This is a genomic window from Arthrobacter sp. TJ-254 (genome assembly GCF_058269175.1).
In genome coordinates, this window is the sequence record NZ_JBZCNF010000001.1 from 822907 (window position 1) to 838324 (window position 15418).

General features: G+C 67.2%; 14 protein-coding genes. 6 read left to right on the top strand and 8 right to left on the bottom strand.

Features of this window, described 5'->3' with window-relative positions; translation table 11 throughout:
- The first annotated feature begins 69 nt into the window (after positions 1-69).
- The gene (locus AC4D14_RS03940; protein WP_490900263.1) at positions 70-714 is read left to right on the top strand and encodes a peptide deformylase; all 645 of its coding nucleotides are present in this window, start codon (positions 70-72) and stop codon (positions 712-714) included.
- On the opposite strand, the gene AC4D14_RS03945 is transcribed toward AC4D14_RS03940, so the two are convergent.
- The gene (locus tag AC4D14_RS03945; RefSeq protein WP_490900264.1) at positions 711-2741 is read right to left on the bottom strand and encodes a S9 family peptidase; all 2031 of its coding nucleotides are present in this window, start codon (positions 2739-2741) and stop codon (positions 711-713) included. The two genes, AC4D14_RS03940 and AC4D14_RS03945, sit on opposite strands and share 4 nt — an antisense overlap.
- 207 nt (positions 2742-2948) lie before the next feature.
- Between AC4D14_RS03945 and AC4D14_RS03950 the strand changes: the two genes are divergently transcribed.
- Positions 2949-4274: an amino acid permease gene (locus AC4D14_RS03950; protein WP_490900265.1), complete on the top strand. Its 1326-nt coding sequence runs from the start codon at positions 2949-2951 to the stop codon at positions 4272-4274.
- Positions 4275-4383: 109 nt separating this feature from the next.
- Entirely contained in the window at positions 4384-5217 is an 834-nt protein-coding gene (locus AC4D14_RS03955) for a putative RNA methyltransferase (RefSeq protein WP_490900266.1), read from the top strand.
- On the opposite strand, the gene yczE is transcribed toward AC4D14_RS03955, so the two are convergent.
- Positions 5189-5833, bottom strand: a complete 645-nt coding sequence (gene yczE, locus AC4D14_RS03960) for a membrane protein YczE (RefSeq protein WP_490900267.1) — start codon at positions 5831-5833, stop codon at positions 5189-5191. The genes AC4D14_RS03955 and yczE overlap by 29 nt on opposite strands.
- A gap of 161 nt (positions 5834-5994) precedes the next feature.
- Here yczE and AC4D14_RS03965 point away from each other — a divergent pair, with 161 nt between their 5' ends.
- The 3 genes from AC4D14_RS03965 to AC4D14_RS03975 all read left to right on the top strand — a co-directional run bounded on the left by AC4D14_RS03965 (position 5995) and on the right by AC4D14_RS03975 (position 8006).
- Positions 5995-6471 carry an NfeD family protein gene (locus AC4D14_RS03965; RefSeq protein ID WP_490900268.1) on the top strand — a complete coding sequence of 159 codons (477 nt, stop codon included), beginning with the start codon at positions 5995-5997 and terminating at the stop codon, positions 6469-6471.
- A gap of 49 nt (positions 6472-6520) precedes the next feature.
- On the top strand, positions 6521-7468 hold the full coding sequence (locus AC4D14_RS03970) for an SPFH domain-containing protein (RefSeq protein ID WP_490900269.1): 948 nt from the start codon (positions 6521-6523) through the stop codon (positions 7466-7468).
- A gap of 190 nt (positions 7469-7658) precedes the next feature.
- The gene (locus tag AC4D14_RS03975) at positions 7659-8006 is read left to right on the top strand and encodes an RNA polymerase-binding protein RbpA (protein ID WP_120168085.1); all 348 of its coding nucleotides are present in this window, start codon (positions 7659-7661) and stop codon (positions 8004-8006) included.
- A 100-nt stretch (positions 8007-8106) separates the two neighbouring features.
- Here the strand turns inward: AC4D14_RS03975 and AC4D14_RS03980 are convergent, their stop codons facing one another.
- The 6 genes from AC4D14_RS03980 to AC4D14_RS04005 form a co-directional block, all read right to left on the bottom strand.
- Positions 8107-8853, bottom strand: a complete 747-nt coding sequence (locus AC4D14_RS03980) for a polyprenol monophosphomannose synthase (RefSeq protein ID WP_490900270.1) — start codon at positions 8851-8853, stop codon at positions 8107-8109.
- A gap of 491 nt (positions 8854-9344) precedes the next feature.
- Positions 9345-10973 carry an amidohydrolase gene (locus AC4D14_RS03985; protein ID WP_490900271.1) on the bottom strand — a complete coding sequence of 543 codons (1629 nt, stop codon included), beginning with the start codon at positions 10971-10973 and terminating at the stop codon, positions 9345-9347.
- 48 nt (positions 10974-11021) lie between these two features.
- Positions 11022-13844, bottom strand: a complete 2823-nt coding sequence (locus AC4D14_RS03990; RefSeq protein ID WP_490900272.1) for a DEAD/DEAH box helicase — start codon at positions 13842-13844, stop codon at positions 11022-11024.
- Positions 13845-13892: 48 nt separating this feature from the next.
- On the bottom strand, positions 13893-14720 hold the full coding sequence (gene tatC, locus AC4D14_RS03995; protein ID WP_490900273.1) for a twin-arginine translocase subunit TatC: 828 nt from the start codon (positions 14718-14720) through the stop codon (positions 13893-13895).
- A 5-nt stretch (positions 14721-14725) separates the two neighbouring features.
- The gene (tatA, locus tag AC4D14_RS04000; protein ID WP_490900274.1) at positions 14726-15028 is read right to left on the bottom strand and encodes a Sec-independent protein translocase subunit TatA; all 303 of its coding nucleotides are present in this window, start codon (positions 15026-15028) and stop codon (positions 14726-14728) included.
- 37 nt (positions 15029-15065) lie between these two features.
- Positions 15066-15416 carry a hypothetical protein gene (locus AC4D14_RS04005; protein WP_490900275.1) on the bottom strand — a complete coding sequence of 117 codons (351 nt, stop codon included), beginning with the start codon at positions 15414-15416 and terminating at the stop codon, positions 15066-15068.
- Between the last annotated feature and the right edge of the window lie 2 nt (positions 15417-15418).

A 15418-nucleotide genomic window follows, 5' to 3' on the forward strand; every position in this document is an offset into this window, starting at 1 on the left:
AGCACGGCCTTTGGCGGCCACGATCCGGCGTAACATTCGCGCGCACGCGCGGCTCGCTACGATGATCCAATGATCCCCGCTCCCGGCCCGGCTTACTCGCTCCACCAGCTCCGCGACGCAATCCACACGGTGATCGGCCTGGATGTGCCTTCCATCGTGAGGGCCGGCCACCCGGTGCTGCGCATGCGGGCCCTGCCCTTCGAGGGCCAGATCAATGAGGCCGACCTCGCGGCACTTATCCAGACAATGCGCCGGGTCATGCACAACGCGCCTGGTGTCGGGCTTGCCGCCCCGCAGTTGGGCATACCGCTGAGCATTGCGGTGCTTGAGGACAAGGGGATCGACGACGACGCCATCGCCGCGGCCCGGCGGCGCACCCCCCTGCCCTTCCTCGCGATCATCAATCCGAGCTACTCCCCCGTGGGCCAGGCCGCCGACGCGTTCTACGAGGGCTGCCTTTCGGTTCCGGGCTACCAGGCTGTGGTGGAGCGGCACCGGGAGGTGTCCTTGACGTTCCAGGAGATCGGCGGGCGGACAGTCGATAGGCGCTTCAGCGGCTGGGCGGCCCGCATCGTGCAGCACGAGACGGACCACCTCAACGGTGTCCTTTACCTTGATAAGGCCATCACCCGGTCCCTCGCCGAGAACACGGAATACACGCGCCGGTGGGCGCATCCGACACCCGATGAGGCGCGCCGCGGCCTCGGCTTCTAGCCTGCGTCCTCCTGTTTGGGATTGAGGGAGCTGGGCAGCCAGGCGGCCCACCATCGAAGGATGTGCTCAAAGCGCTGCCTTCGGTGCCACGGCGAGCCGGTGCGCGAGAGCTCGTGGGTTTCACCCGGGAAGACCAGGAGTTCGGTGGGCACGCCCTGCTGCTTCAACGCCGTGTAATACCGCTGAGCCTGCTCAAGCGGGCAACGGAGGTCCTCCTCCGAATGGATCACCAACGTGGGCGTTTTGACCGCCGCGATCTGCGCAAAGGGGCTCTGGGCGTGCACGCGGTCGGGGTCGGTGCCGGTGTACTCCTCGGAGAAGAACCAGCCGATGTCCGCCGAACCGACGAATGACTGTGGATCGAGGTAGCCGCGCTCCACGATTGAAGCGGCGAACCGTTGGTCGTGCGCGATGGTCCACGCGGTGAGGTAGCCGCCGTAGGATCCGCCCATGATCCCGAGCCGGCCGCTGTCCATCGCCTCGTACTTCTCGAGGGCGCCCTCAAGGAACGCCAGCACGTCCTGGAGGTCCACGGTGCCCATCGCCTCCTTGATTGCCGCGCCGTGCGCCGTGCCGTAACCGGCGGAACCGCGCGGATTGCACATCACCACGGCATACCCGGCCGCGGCGCAGACCTGCGCCTCGTCGAAGTAGCCCCAGCCGTATTGGGCAAACGGTCCGCCGTGGATCATGAGCAGCACCGGGTGCGGGCCCTCACCTTCCGGGAGCAGCACCCACCCGTGCACGGGGTATCCGTCGGGACCGGAGAAGGTCTCTTCAATGGGCACGGCGACCCGGGTGCCCGAGCGCAGGGCGGCGGAGAAGTCGGTGAGCGTGCGCAGCCCATCGGGGGTCACCACTGCGGCATCCCCCATCGTTTCGGGACCGGTGTAGCTCACGAGCACCGTATTTCCGGCCGAAGCCGCACCCGTAATCGTCAGGGGGCCCTTGGCAAGGACGGTTCGTCCGCCGGCGGGGGAAACCTCGAGGAGTTCAACTGCTCCCCGGGTGCGGTTGAATGCCAGGACCGATGACCCGCCGTGCCGGACGAGCCGGTCCACCTCCCCCAGATCGAACCCGTCGACGTCGGTGAGGCGTTCCACCGCCGACGGCGAGCCGGTGGGTGCGGCGTAGAGCGCGGTGCTGCGGGCGACGAAGTTCCGCCCGCTGGGGGAAAGGTCGACACCGAGGTAGTAGAGCCAGGCACCGTCGGCGCTTTCGATGGGCGACGCGCAATCGAGCAGGGACGCCTCGGCCAGGTTCGACAGCCGCTGCCGGTCGGAGCCGTCACGTGAGATCGAGTAGACGTCGCTGACGAGCGTGAGGTCGGCGTCCGCACCAAGGGCGGCAGTGAAGAGGATGCGTGAGCCGTCTGCAGTGAAGCGGGGCGCGCCATGGTCGGCGGGGTCGTCGGTGAGCCGGCTGGCCTCGGGAACCGGTCCCGGTGCGGTGTCGCCGTTCTCCTCTTTGGCCCGGCCGGCCGGTTCAATGAATGGCTCGGCCTGGAGATCCGGCAGGCCCACGGTGAAGATCTGCGCGCGCTTGTCCTGAAGATAGCCGAGCCCGTTCATGCGGTACTTGAACGTGGTGATGAGCCGTGGATCTTCGGCGGAGGGTCCGACGCCGTCCGTGGTTCCGTAGCGTCCCGGGGCGGGAACGCGCGCGAGGAAGGCAATCGTCGAGGAGTCCGGCGCAAAGTCGAAGCCCTCCACTCCCAGCGGCTGATCCGTGAGCTGGACCGGTTCGCCGCCGTCGGCTTCAACAATGTGGATCTGAGGTTTTCCGCCGGGGGCGCTCCGCAGGAAGGCGAGGACCGCCCCGTCGGGCGAGTACTGCGGAGCCGTGTCGCGGAAGCCCCGGGTGAGCCTGCGCCGCTCGCCGGTGCCGGTGCGCACCTCCCACAACTGCCCGACATAGGCATCTGCGGCGAAGTCGGGCCGGGTCACCGACACTGCCCCGCGTGAGCCGTCGGGCGAAAGCGCGGGCGGGCCCACCGAGGAAAGCAGGTTCAGCTGATCGTGTCTCATCTTTCCGACCCTAACCGTGCGCAGCCTCCACCCCAATCCCCCCGCAGCTATTTCCGGCCCGGCGGTCCCCGCCAGGGCGTGGTGAGCCTTCTCCACGGCGACATATACCCCGCCGATGTGCCGCCGGCACCGCGCATCGGATACAAAGGAATGATGCCCAGTCCGCCAGATCCAGCAGTCCGTCCGCCCCTTCGCGCAGCACGGCTGATGAAACAACGGCAGCTGACAATGATGGGTCTTGGCAGCGCCATCGGCGCTGGCCTCTTCCTGGGTTCCGGTGCGGGTGTGGAGGCAGCCGGCCCCGCCGTCCTGATCTCGTACCTCGTCGCCGGCACCCTGATCATCCTCGTCATGTGGGCGCTGGGCGAAATGGCCGCCGCCCATCCCAACAGCGGGGCCTTCTCGGTTTACGCGGAGAAGGCAATGGGCAAGACCGTCGGGTCAACAATCGGCTGGCTGTGGTGGTTCCAGCTCGTTGTGGTCATCGCGGCCGAGGCCCTTGGTGCGGCCGCCCTGCTGTTCTCGATCTGGCCGGTCCTGCCACCCTGGGCCCTGGCGTTGATCTTCATGACCCTGTTCACGGCCATCAACCTCACCGGAGTGCGCAACTTCGGCGAGTTCGAATACTGGTTCGCGATCCTGAAGGTTGCCGCGATTGTCGTATTCCTCCTCATCGGAGCCGCCCTAGTCCTGAACCTGCTCCCCGGGGCGCAGTCACCGGGGCTGTCCAATGTCACAACGGATTTCGCACCCGCGGGGCTCGAGGGCATCGCGACGGCGTTGTTCATCGTCATCTTCGCCTTCGGCGGCACCGAAATCGTCAGCGTCGCCGCGGCCGAGACCGAAAACCCCTCACGGAGCATCGGGCGGGCCGTCCGGACCGTCGTCTGGCGCATCCTCGTCTTCTATGTGGGCTCCGTCCTGGTGATCATCCTCGTGCTGCCCGCCACCTCACCGGCGCTGGCCTCCCCCTTCAAAGGGGTGCTCGACGCGGCACAGATTCCCGGCGCGGGCACCGCAATCACCATCGTGGCGGTCCTGGCACTGCTCTCGGCTCTCAATGCGAACCTCTACGGTGCCTCGCGCATGATCTTTTCCCTTGCTGAGCGCGGGCAGGCGCCCCGGTTCATCGAACACCGCAGCCCGTCCCGGGTGCCGCGGCGGGCTGTGACCACGTCGGTGGTCTTCGGCTTTGTGGCCGCCATCCTTGAGCTGCTGTTCCCGGAGCGCATCCTGCCGGCCCTTTTCCAGCTGATCGGCTCCACCTGCCTGGTGGTGTGGGGGTCCGCGCTGGTGTCCCAGATCATCCTGCGGCGGCGTGCGGACCGGGCCGGCACGCCCCTGCCGGTGCGGATGAAGGCGTTCCCCGGACTCACCGTTTTCGCGCTGGTCATCCTCGGAACGATCTTCGCTGTGGGACTCAGCGGCGAAACGAGCCGGACCCAGCTGATCAGCACCGCCTTCGTCATTGCCGCCATCGCCGCGGCCAGCACCCTGTTCCGGAAGGCACGTTCACGGCAGCTGGCTTCCTGACCGGAGCGGGCGGTGCCTGCTCCGTGGCTTCACGCGGTCATCCGCCGGTGTGGAGGAGCCTGAACCGGCGCGGGCGTCCCGGCACGGGGTGCGCGCCTAGGATTGCTCTATGCCTACCGATGCTGACGAGATCCTGCAGTGCCCGGTCTGCGCCTCGGCCGTCACGGTGCTGCCGGCGTTGTTGAAGTGCGCGCAGGGGCACCGGTTCGACGCGGCGCGGCACGGATACTTCAACCTCCTGACGGGCCGGGGAACCCGGTTCGAAGCAGACACCGTTGAGATGGTCGACGCCCGGGAACGGTTTCTCGGCGCGGGCCATTACGGTGCTTTGCGGGACGTGCTTGCCGACGCCGGTCAGCGGTTCGCCGCGCGTGCCGGGGTGCTGCTGGAGGCCGGGGCGGGCACCGGCTACTACCTGCGGGGGCTTGCCGACCGCATTCCCGGAACCCCGGTGGCCCTCGACATTTCGAAGTTCGCGCTGCGCAGGGCCGCACGGCGGCTCCCGGAGGGCCTGAACCTGGTCTGGGACGTGTGGCGTGAACTGCCGGTCCGGTCGGGTGCGGCCGACGTCATCCTCAATGTGTTCGCTCCCCGGAATACTAAAGAGTTTCTCCGCGTGCTCAGTCCCGAGGGGGTTCTCCTCGTTGTAACACCGCTGCCGGGGCACCTTGCCGAAGCCGGGGCGGTGATCCCGCTCCTGAGGGTCCCTGAGGGGAAACCGGAGGACGTCGGTGCATCCTTCGACGGGGCACTTGTTGAGGTCGAACGCTCAGCGGTCGAGTTCCCCATGATGCTCTCCCCGGCCGCGCTGCGGGACGTGGTGCTCATGGGACCGGCCGCCCGTCACCTCGGGCAGGACGGCCTGTCGGAGCTGCCCGATGACGGTCAAGCCGACCGGCCGGTGGGGGCGCGGTTCACGGTTCAGGTGTTCCGTCGCCCCTGACCGGACGGCCAGCGACGGGCACCCGGAGGATGTGAAGCGCCCAGTGAACCAGCGGGCCGATGGCCAGGGCGAAGACGACGGTTCCGGCGCCCACCACGCCGCCCAGGAGGAAACCAACGACGACGACGCTCAGTTCGATCGATCCGCGCACCAGCCAGACGGGGAAGCCGGTGACGCGGACCAGGCCGGTCATCAGACCGTCCCGCGGGCCCGGTCCCATTCCGGCCCCGATGTAGAGCGCCGTTGCAAGGGCAAGGAGCAGCAGTCCCGCAGCGAACATGAGCGCCTGGAGGACGACGAGCGACGGCGTGCTGAGGAAAACCAGCACCGCGTCGGCGGAAAGACCCACGAGGAAGGTATTGGCGATGGTCCCCCATCCCGGCCGCTGCCGGATCGGAATCCACAGCAGGAGCACGCCGACGCTGACGGCGACCGTTGCCACTCCGAAGCTCAGCCCGGACACCCGCGCAATCCCCTGGCCGAATACGTCCCACGGCGATGCGCCGAGATTCGCGCGGATCATCAGCGCGATCGCAGCGCCGTAGAGGAAGAGTCCAACATAGAGGCGGGCGTGGCGCAGGAGCACGCGCCGGGCGCGGCGGGGGTGAGAGGGCACCCTCAAGTTTCCCACCCGCGGCAGTGCAGGACCCAAATCGGTAACGACCGGGCGTCCGGGCGCCGGATCCCTAGGTTCTCCGCCGCGACTTTGACACAATGGCAGCCAAGGGCACCGCAGCGGGCTGCGGTGCTGGTTCCTGCACTCGATGAGGAGTAGAAATGCTGAACTGGCTTATCGAGAACGCGTGGATCCTGTGGCTGGTCCTCTTCCTCGGGCTTGCAGCTGTCGAGACGCTGACGCTTGACCTGCTTTTCATCATGCTCTCGCTGGGCGCCCTCGCCGCCCTTGTTGCATCCTTCCTCACCGAATCGTTCTTCCTGCAGGGCGTCGTCTTCTGCATCGTGTCCCTCCTGATGGTCCTGCTCGTGCGCCCCATCGCCCTGAAGCACCTCAAGGCGGGAAGCGGTGACTCGCTTTCCAACGTGAGCAGGCTGATCGGGGAATCGGCGCTGGCCCTCGAGACTGTCACCTCGTCCTCCGGCACGGTGAAGATCGGTGGTGACACCTGGTCGGCACGGACGCTCGACGGGGTCTCACTGCCGGCCGGTACGCGCGTTGCCGTCGCCCGCATCGACGGTGCGACCGCCGTCGTCACGCCCGCCCAGCCAAGCGGTGCGCCCGCCGACGAGGCCTGAGGGCCTGCACAAACCAAAGACTTGCATTTCCAACAAATAAAGGGGACCTATGAACGGCGACGCCGGGACCATCGGGCTGACAATTGTCCTGATTTTCCTCATTCTTTTTGTGCTGACAGTGTTGGTGAAGTCGGTCCGGATCATTCCGCAGGCCCGTGCCGGCGTGGTGGAACGGCTTGGCAAGTACCTGAGGACCCTGCAGCCGGGCCTGACCATCCTCATCCCGTTCGTCGACCGCCTGCTCCCCCTGCTCGACCTCCGCGAGCAGGTTGTCTCATTTCCGCCGCAGCCGGTGATCACCGAGGACAACCTGGTTGTCTCGATCGATACGGTCGTGTACTTCCAGGTGACCGACCCCCGGGCCGCGACCTATGAAATCGCCAATTACATCCAGGCGGTGGAGCAGTTGACCACCACCACGCTGCGCAACGTGGTGGGCGGGCTGAACCTTGAAGAGGCGCTCACCTCGCGCGACCAGATCAATGGCCAGCTGCGCGGAGTGCTCGACGAGGCAACCGGCCGGTGGGGCATCCGCGTCTCCCGCGTCGAACTGAAGGCCATCGATCCGCCCCTGTCGATCCAGGACTCGATGGAAAAGCAGATGCGGGCCGAGCGCGACCGCCGCGCCGCGATCCTCACCGCGGAAGGCACCAAGCAGTCGGCGATCCTCACCGCCGAGGGTCAGCGGCAGGCCGCCATCCTCGCAGCGGAGGGCGACGCTAAGGCCGCGATCCTGCGGGCCGACGGCGAATCCCAGGCAATCCAGAAGGTGTTCGACGCCATCCACAAGGGAAATCCCACGTCGAAACTCCTCGCCTACCAGTACCTGCAGACCCTCCCCAAGCTTGCCGACGGGTCCTCGAACAAGCTGTGGATCATCCCCAGCGAGATCGGTGACGCACTCAAGGGCCTGGGCAGCGTCCTCGGTGCCGCAGGTGTTGACGAGTCGCCGCTGGCTGCAAGGCCTTCCGCCGATTCGTCAAGCCGTGCACAGTAGGCGCTGAACGGGTATACTTGGATGTTTGCGGGTATTTCTTTTGCCCGGCAGGAACATTCCCGCTGATGGCGGAGTTATACAGAGTGTGGATAGCGAGACGTCTCCGGCTGCGCAAAATCAGCGGGGGGCTGGCAAGAATCCACATATCGGTGCCGGGTTACCCGGAAGCCACTCTTGAGTAGGAGAAAATATGAGCGATCGCAGCCTGCGCGGCATGCGCCTCGGAGCGCAAAGCATGGAAACCGAATCCGGTGTGGAGCCGGCTCCGCGCCAACGCGTTGAGTACCGCTGCGAGGACGGCGAGCGAGTGTTCGTCACGTTTGCCGCCGAAGCGGAGATTCCGCCGGTATGGGTTTCCAAGACCGGCAAGGAGGCGCTGTTGGTGGACGGGGAGCGCCCCGACACGTCGAACGACAAGCCGGTCCGGACCCACTGGGACATGCTCCTCGAGCGACGTTCGGTTGACGAGCTCGAACAGATTTTGCAGGATCGGCTGACAATCCTCCGCGAACGCCGGGGAGAACGCCGCTCCGCCTGACGCCTGCGTCAGCAGAACGGACCCTGAGGCCGGTGGCCACGCTGTAAGGCGCGGACACCGGCCTTTCGCCTGCCCTGTGCCCCTGCTGGGGCGCCACCGCCTACCGGACGGCGTCGCGCTTCTTCGTCAGTGCGGTGAGTTTGGCACGGCGTGCCTGAAGGCCCCACTTGGTGACATTGGCGATAGCCTCGAAGACAATGTTTCCGCTCATCTTCGAGGCGCCAAGGACGCGCTCCACGAAGGTGATCGGCACTTCGTGGATTTTCAGGCCGAGGCGCGCGACGCGGAAAGTCATGTCCACCTGGAATCCGTAACCGACCGATTCGACGGAGTCGAGGTCGAGCTGCTCCAGGGTGGAGCGGCGGAATGCGCGGTAGCCGGCCGTGACGTCGCGGACGGGCAGGCCAAGCAGCAGCCGGGAGTAGGCACTGCCGGCGCGCGAGAGCAGCTTGCGCCGGGCGGGCCAGTTGACGACGCTTCCGCCTTTCACCCAGCGCGAACCGATCACCAGGTCGGCGCCGTCCACCGCGTCGAGGAGGCTCTGCAGTTCTTCGGGACGGTGGGAACCGTCGGCGTCCATCTCCACGAGGACGTCGTAACCGCGCTCCAGCGCCCACCGGAACCCGGCGATGTAGGCAGCACCGAGCCCCTCTTTGCCCGTGCGGTGGAGCACGAAGACCTGTGAATCCCCGGCGGCCATCTTGTCGGCGAGCTCGCCGGTGCCGTCGGGGCTGTTGTCATCGACGACCAGCACATCGGAGGCCGGAACGGCCTTGCGCAACCGGGCGAGGGTGAGCGGCAGCGAATCAATTTCGTTGAAGGTCGGAATGATTGTTACAACACGCACTCGGAGGGCCTTTCCAGCGGGATGCGCAGGGCGCAGGTGATGCTCCGGTCCCCGGAGCCAAACCGTCAGTATATGGGACGGAATGTTTCAGAAGGGACTGTTGCACCGCTGGGTGGCTGATGTGCTCGGGCGCGTGGGGGAACCGCTCTAGCCGGGTGGACGGAGCGGGTCCCCGCGTCTTCGTACCAGAATCGGCGGTACGCCAAACCTGTTCTCTGATGACGCGGGGACCTGCCCTCTTCCAGCACCGGCACCGCAGCACAGCTTCCCCACTGGACTGCCGGTATTGCGGTGGGATCCGGCCAGGTCATTCCCGAAGGAAAACTCCTCTAACCCGTAAAGCACCAGCTTACGTGCTCGCCTCGGAGTGTCAACACGCCCCTGACATGGGAAAACGTGCTTTTCCGCAGGTCAGGGGCATTCCCGGAAAACCCGGTTTTTTTCCCTTGCGCTCTCGACGGTTTTGCCCTTCAGCCAGTGCCCGCGGACCCTCAGGCGAGCCCGGAGGAGTAAAGCACCTGCCCGTGGTGGACGGTTTCCAGGCACTCCGGCGGGTTCTCGGTGTCGAGGGCGGGCAGGACGGGGGTGCCGGCGCGGGGGTCGGTGCTCCACGACTGCACCCTGTTGTCCGGTGTTTGGACCATTAGCTCATCGACCCGCCACACAGCGTAGGAGGCCGGTGATCCCGGAACCAGCTGGCCGAGCATCGGGTTTCCAGCACCGGCCGTGCGCCAGCCGGCACGCGTGTGGGCGATGAACGCGGCGCGCGCCGAAATGCTCTCGTCGGGGTTGCTGTGGTTGATGCAGGCACGCACCGAGGCCCACGGGTCAAGCGGCGTGACGGGGCTGTCAGATCCCATCGCGACGGGCACCCCCGCGGCCAGGAGCGAACCGAAGCGGTTCATGACCCCGCGGCGGTCTTCACCGAGCCGCTGGCTGTACAGCTCCCCCGGCCTGCCCCACAGGGCGTCGAAGGATGGCTGCGCGCTGACGGTGATGCCGTAGTGGACGAGGGCGGCGATGGCGGCGTCGTCGGTCATTTCGACGTGTTCGAGCCGGTGCCGTGAGCGTCGGATAGCGTCGATGCCCAGCTCCTTCTCGACCCGGGCCAACCCGCGGAATACGACGTCAAGACCGGCGTCTCCGATCACGTGGAAGCCAGCCTGCACTCCTTCGGCCGTTGTGGCGCGGAGGTGCGCCGCAACCTCGTCCTCCCCAAGGAACGCGTGGCCGCGGTTGCCGGGGTCGTCACTGTAGGGCTGGCGGAGCGCGGCGGTGCGGGAGCCGATCGATCCGTCAACATTGAGGTCACCGGCCAGGCCGGCGAGGCGGCCGCCGAACGACTCGAGCGTCGAGCGCACCTGTTCACGGGACGTCGCCTGCTGTGCCCAGTAGGCAAGGACCTCGGGCAGCGGGCCGTGCGGACCGGAACCGCCGAGCTCAAGCAGGGTCTCGAGGTCCCCGCGGTCGGCGATGTGCGGGGCGGCCATCTCGACCACGGCGACAATGCCCCGGGAGGCGGCGTGGGTGAGCGCGGCCCGCTGGTAGGTGCCGCGCTGGGCGGGACTGAGCGAGCGTGACGCGGCGCGGGCAGCCGTGTGGGCGGCCCGCACGACGAACCCGTCGTCCCAGCCGTCGAGTGCGGAGAGCCCCAGCGTCGAGGCAAGCGCCCCCGAGACGGCGGCGGAGTGGACATCGGCGCGGGTGAGGTAGACGAAGCGGCCGCCGCTGGCGGCGTCGAGTTCCCCGGCGGTCGGCACCCGTTTCTCCGGCCAACGGGACTCATCCCAGCCGTGGCCGAGGATAGTGCCTTCGGAAGACCGCGCCGAGGCCTGTACCGCGTCGAGGAGGTCGCGCAGGCTGGCGCAGCCCGAAAGGTCGACTGACGCGAGGCTGATCCCGGTTTCCGTCGTGTGAACGTGGGAGTCGACGAAGCCCGGGGCGATCAGGGCACCGTCGAGATCGACAGTGCGGATCCCCGGGCCGATCAGGTTTTCGGCAGCGTGTTCGCCGCCGACCCAGGCGACGGTGTCGCCGTCGACGAGCATTGCGGTGGCAAACGGGTCAGCAGCACTGTAGACCGATCCGTTGCGGTAGAGGACCGGCAGTTTCGTATTCATCAAGTGTCGAAGCGGCTTTCGTTAGTGTGTGGCTGGCTGTGCCAGGTGCTATTCGGTGATGCTTGAGTAGGCGACAACGCCGCGCCGGACGAGGCCGATTGCTTTGATGCAGCGCCGGTGTAGGCCCTCGGGCAGGTCGCGTACCTTCGCCAACTGGTCGAGGAGGTCGATGACCTGTTTGGCCCACCTCACGAAGTCGCCGGCGGCGAGATCGGTTCCGTGGAGTGCCGCCTGGAGGGAGCGGCCCTGCGCCCACTTGTACATGGGCCAGGCAAGGCCAAGCTCGGGCTCCGTGGTGACGGGCAGGCGGTGCTGTTCCTCGAGGTCGGTGAGGCGGGACCATTCCCGAATGATCGTGTCCACTGCACCCTCAAGGCCGGCGCTGGGCATGACCGGCCGCAGCCCCCGCTCCTCCCGCTTGGCCTGATAGACGAGCACCGAGGCGACGGCGGCGAGCTCCGCGGCGTCGAGCTCGGTGAACGCGCCCTTTTCGATCGAGAGGGCGATCAGCAGGTCCTTCTCCCCGTAGATCCGTCGCAGCCTCTGCCCCGCAGCGGTGACCCTGAGCCCGTCCCTCTCGTCGGCCTGCACATAGCCGTAGGAGTGGAGCACCTCGGATACCCGGTCGAAGGTCTTGGCGATGGTGTTGGTGCGCCCCCGGATCTGGCCCGCGAGGCGGTCGGTCTCCTTACGGAGCTTCAGCCAGCGCTCGGACCAGCGCGCGTGCTGCTCGCGTTCGCTGCAGCCATGGCACGGGTGTGCACGCAGGCGCCGGCGAAGGTCGGTGATGGCGCGCTCCTCGGCCGCAGCCGAGGACGAGTGGAGGCCGTCGGCGCGGCCCGCTCCCCGCCGCGGCGGGCGGTTGGCCTGGAGGGCGTTGCGCATTGACGAGGTGAGGTCCCGGCGGTCCTTGGGGCTCTTGGCGCTGAAGCTCTTGGGGATCTTGATCCGGGAGAGGATCTCCACGGGTCCGTCAAGGTCCTGGACCCCGACGCGCCGGATCTGGGTTTCAAGGGTCAGCACTGTGGGCCGCGGTTCGCGGGAGGTGTCGGTGTCGAGCACGACGGCGTAACCCTGGCTGCGCCCGCCGGGCACGTCGATGACGTCGCCGGGGCGAAGCGCCTCAAGGGAGGCCTCGGCAGCCGAGCGCAGGAAGCGCGAGCGGTCGCGTGAAGCCCGGGTTTCGAGGTCGGACAGCTCCCGGCGGAGGTTCGCGTACTCCCTGAAGTCGCCAAGGTGGCAGGTCATCGATTTCTCGTAGCCCTTGAGGGAGTCTTCGCGGCTGCGCAGCTGTTTCGCCAGCCCGACAACGGACCGGTCGGCCTGGAACTGGGCGAAGGAGGTCTCGAGGATCTCACGGGACCGTTCCTGGCCGAACTGGGCAACGAGGTTGATGCTCATGTTGTAGGTGGGCCGGAAACTTGAATTGAGCGGGTAGGTCCGCCGGGACGCGAGCCCGGCCACCGCGCCGGGATCGGTGCCCGGCTGCCACAGCACGACGGCGTGGCCCTCGACGTCGATGCCGCGGCGCCCGGCGCGCCCGGTCAGCTGCGTGTACTCCCCCGCCGTCACGTTGACGTGGGCCTCGCCGTTGAACTTGTCGAGCTTTTCGAGGACCACGGAGCGCGCGGGCATGTTCACGCCGAGCGCGAGGGTCTCGGTCGCGAAAACCGCCTTCACCAGGCCCGCTGCGAAAAGTTTCTCGACAACCTCCTTGAAGGTGGGAAGCATGCCGGCGTGGTGGGCGGAGAACCCCCGGATCAGCCCCTCGCGCCAGGTCCAGAAGCCGAGGATCTCAAGATCGTCGCGTGGAATGTCGGCGGTGGCGTCGTCGATGGTTTCACTGATGACGGCCCGCTCGTTTTCGGTGGTGAGCCACAGACCTGCGTGCAGGCACTGGCTCACCGCGGCTTCGCAGCCGTTGCGGGAGAAGATGAAGGTGATCGCCGGCAGCAGGCCTGCCCGGTCGAGGGCGGTGATGACCTGGGGGCGGCTGGCCCGGCGCACAAGGGTGTTCTGCGGCTGGCGGCGCGGCTGCGCCTTGCCGCGCCGTCCGTTGCCCGAGCCCCAGTTCGCGCGCTGGTTGAGCCGCACCTCGCTGCTGGCGAGTTCGAGCAGTTCTGGATTGACGTCGTACTGTTCGGCCGCGCCCGCCTGCGGGCCCCCCGGCGCAGCCTCGTCGAAAGCGACGTCGCCGGCAAACAGGTCAAGGAGGTCATGGCCCACCATCACGTGCTGCCACAGCGGCACGGGGCGGTGTTCGGACACCACGACGTCGGTGTCGCCGCGCACGGTGTCGAGCCACGCTCCGAACTCCTCGGCGTTGGAGACGGTGGCGCTGAGGGAAACCAGTTTCACCTCGGTGGGCAGGTGGATGATCACCTCCTCCCACACCGCCCCCCGGAACCGGTCGGCCAGGTAGTGGACTTCATCCATCACCACGTAGCCGAGGTCGTCGAGGGTCTCCGAGTCCGCGTACAGCATGTTGCGCAGGACCTCGGTGGTCATGACCACCACGTCGGCGTCGGGGTTGATGCTCGTGTCGCCCGTGAGCAGGCCCACCCGCTCCGGGCCGTGAACGGCGGACAGCTCGGTGTACTTCTGGTTGCTCAGCGCCTTGATGGGCGTTGTGTAGAACGCCTTGAGTCCGTGCTGCAGGGCGAGGTAGACGGCGAACTCCCCCACGACCGTCTTCCCAGCACCGGTCGGTGCCGCGACGAGGACGCCTTTGCCTGATTCAAGGGAGGTGCAGGCGTCGCGCTGGAAGGGATCGAGTTCGAAGGAGAGCGTCTGTTCGAAGGCCGAAAGGCTGGTCCGCGAATACCGGGTGCGTTCCTTGGCAGCCTGGTAGCGCTCTGCGGGGGTGCTCATCTTTCAACCCTAAACGCTTGCGAACACTCCAGCACGCATCGGAGTGCCTTAGTCCGGGTCGATGGAGGACGCCTGGCCGGCGGTTGCGGCCACAGCGGCCTCGCGGGCGGCGTTGCGCCGGTCCCTGCGCTTGTCGTTGAGCAGGCACAGGCCGATCGCGATGAAGAACAGCACGAGCATCGGCACGGCGAGGTAGAACATGCTGACGGCGTCGGCTCCAGGGGCGGCCATCGCCGCGAACAGGCAGACAAGGAACACGGTGATGCGCCAGGCCTTGAGGATCTGTTTGCCGCTGAGGAGCCCTACAAGGTTCAGGCCGAACAGCACAACCGGGAGGAGGAAGGCAACGCCGAAGGCGAGCATCAGGCGCAGGATGAAGGTGATGAAAACCGTCACGGTGATGATGTTCGAGAATCCGCCCGGCGTGAAGTCGGTGAGCACCCGAACGGCGTTGGGAAGCACGAGCCAGGCGAGATAGATGCCGGTGAGGAACAGCGGCACTGCGACGGCGATGAAGGACAGCGAGATGCGGCGTTCCTTGGAGTGCAGCCCGGGAGTGATGAAGGCCCACAACTGGTACAGCCACACCGGGCTTGAAATGATCAGCCCCAGGAAGACCGAGACCTGGATCAGCAGGTCGAACGGGGACGCGACGCCGTCGAAGTTCAGGGCCGCGGTGCGGCCCTCGCGGGCGTTGAGCTCCACGACGGGCGCGGAGAGCGCCTCAAGCACCGGGTTGTAGATGAAGAAGCCAACGACGGTGCCCGCGATGACGGCCAGGCCCGACTTGAACAGACGGTTGCGGGCTTCCTTCAGGTGTTCCTTGAGGGGCATCCGCCCCTCGGGGTTGGCTTTGCGCCCTTTGGTGCGTGCCATTGTTCCTACGGTGTCGGAGCTGAGGGTCCGCCCGGCGGGGTTGTGGAGCCGTGGCCGGGCGGGCTCTGCGGCGTGGTGGGGCGGTAGTCGGTGCCGGGTGTGCCCGGCTGCGTCGTGCCGACGACACGTCCTTCGACGGTCGGTGCGTCGCCGTCGGTGTTGTTCTCGTCCTTCATCTGCTTCACCTCGGACTTGAAGATGCGCAGCGACTGGCCCAGACTCCGGGCGAGGCCGGGAAGCTTCGGCGCGCCGAAGAGAACAATCGCGAGGGCGATGATGATGACGATGTGCCAGCCTTCGAGCCTCATGCCCAAAATCCTTCCGTAGATGCCACTTAAGTTTAGGTCATAGATGAGGCAGGTCCCGCAAGAGCTGGGGCCGGTTGGCCTCGGTCCGGCGCCTGATGCGCCGCTCGCGCCGTCGCGCCCCGCGCAGGTCCCGCGCCTCGGCGTTGGCACGGCGGACGGTTTCGGGGGCGGAAAACACCGCCGGCGCGGCCCGCATGGTGTGCCCGTTGTCCGGGACGGCGTCGGTGCGCGGCCCGGCGCTGACCGCTCCGAGACGCTCGGCCGTCGCCTCGAATTCACTCAGTGTTGCGGCGGCCTTCCGGAAGACCTTGAAACCCACAACGATCAGGAACAGGGCGCTGAGCGCAAGAAGCGCGACCCACAACACAATCCACGTCCACCAAGGCATTC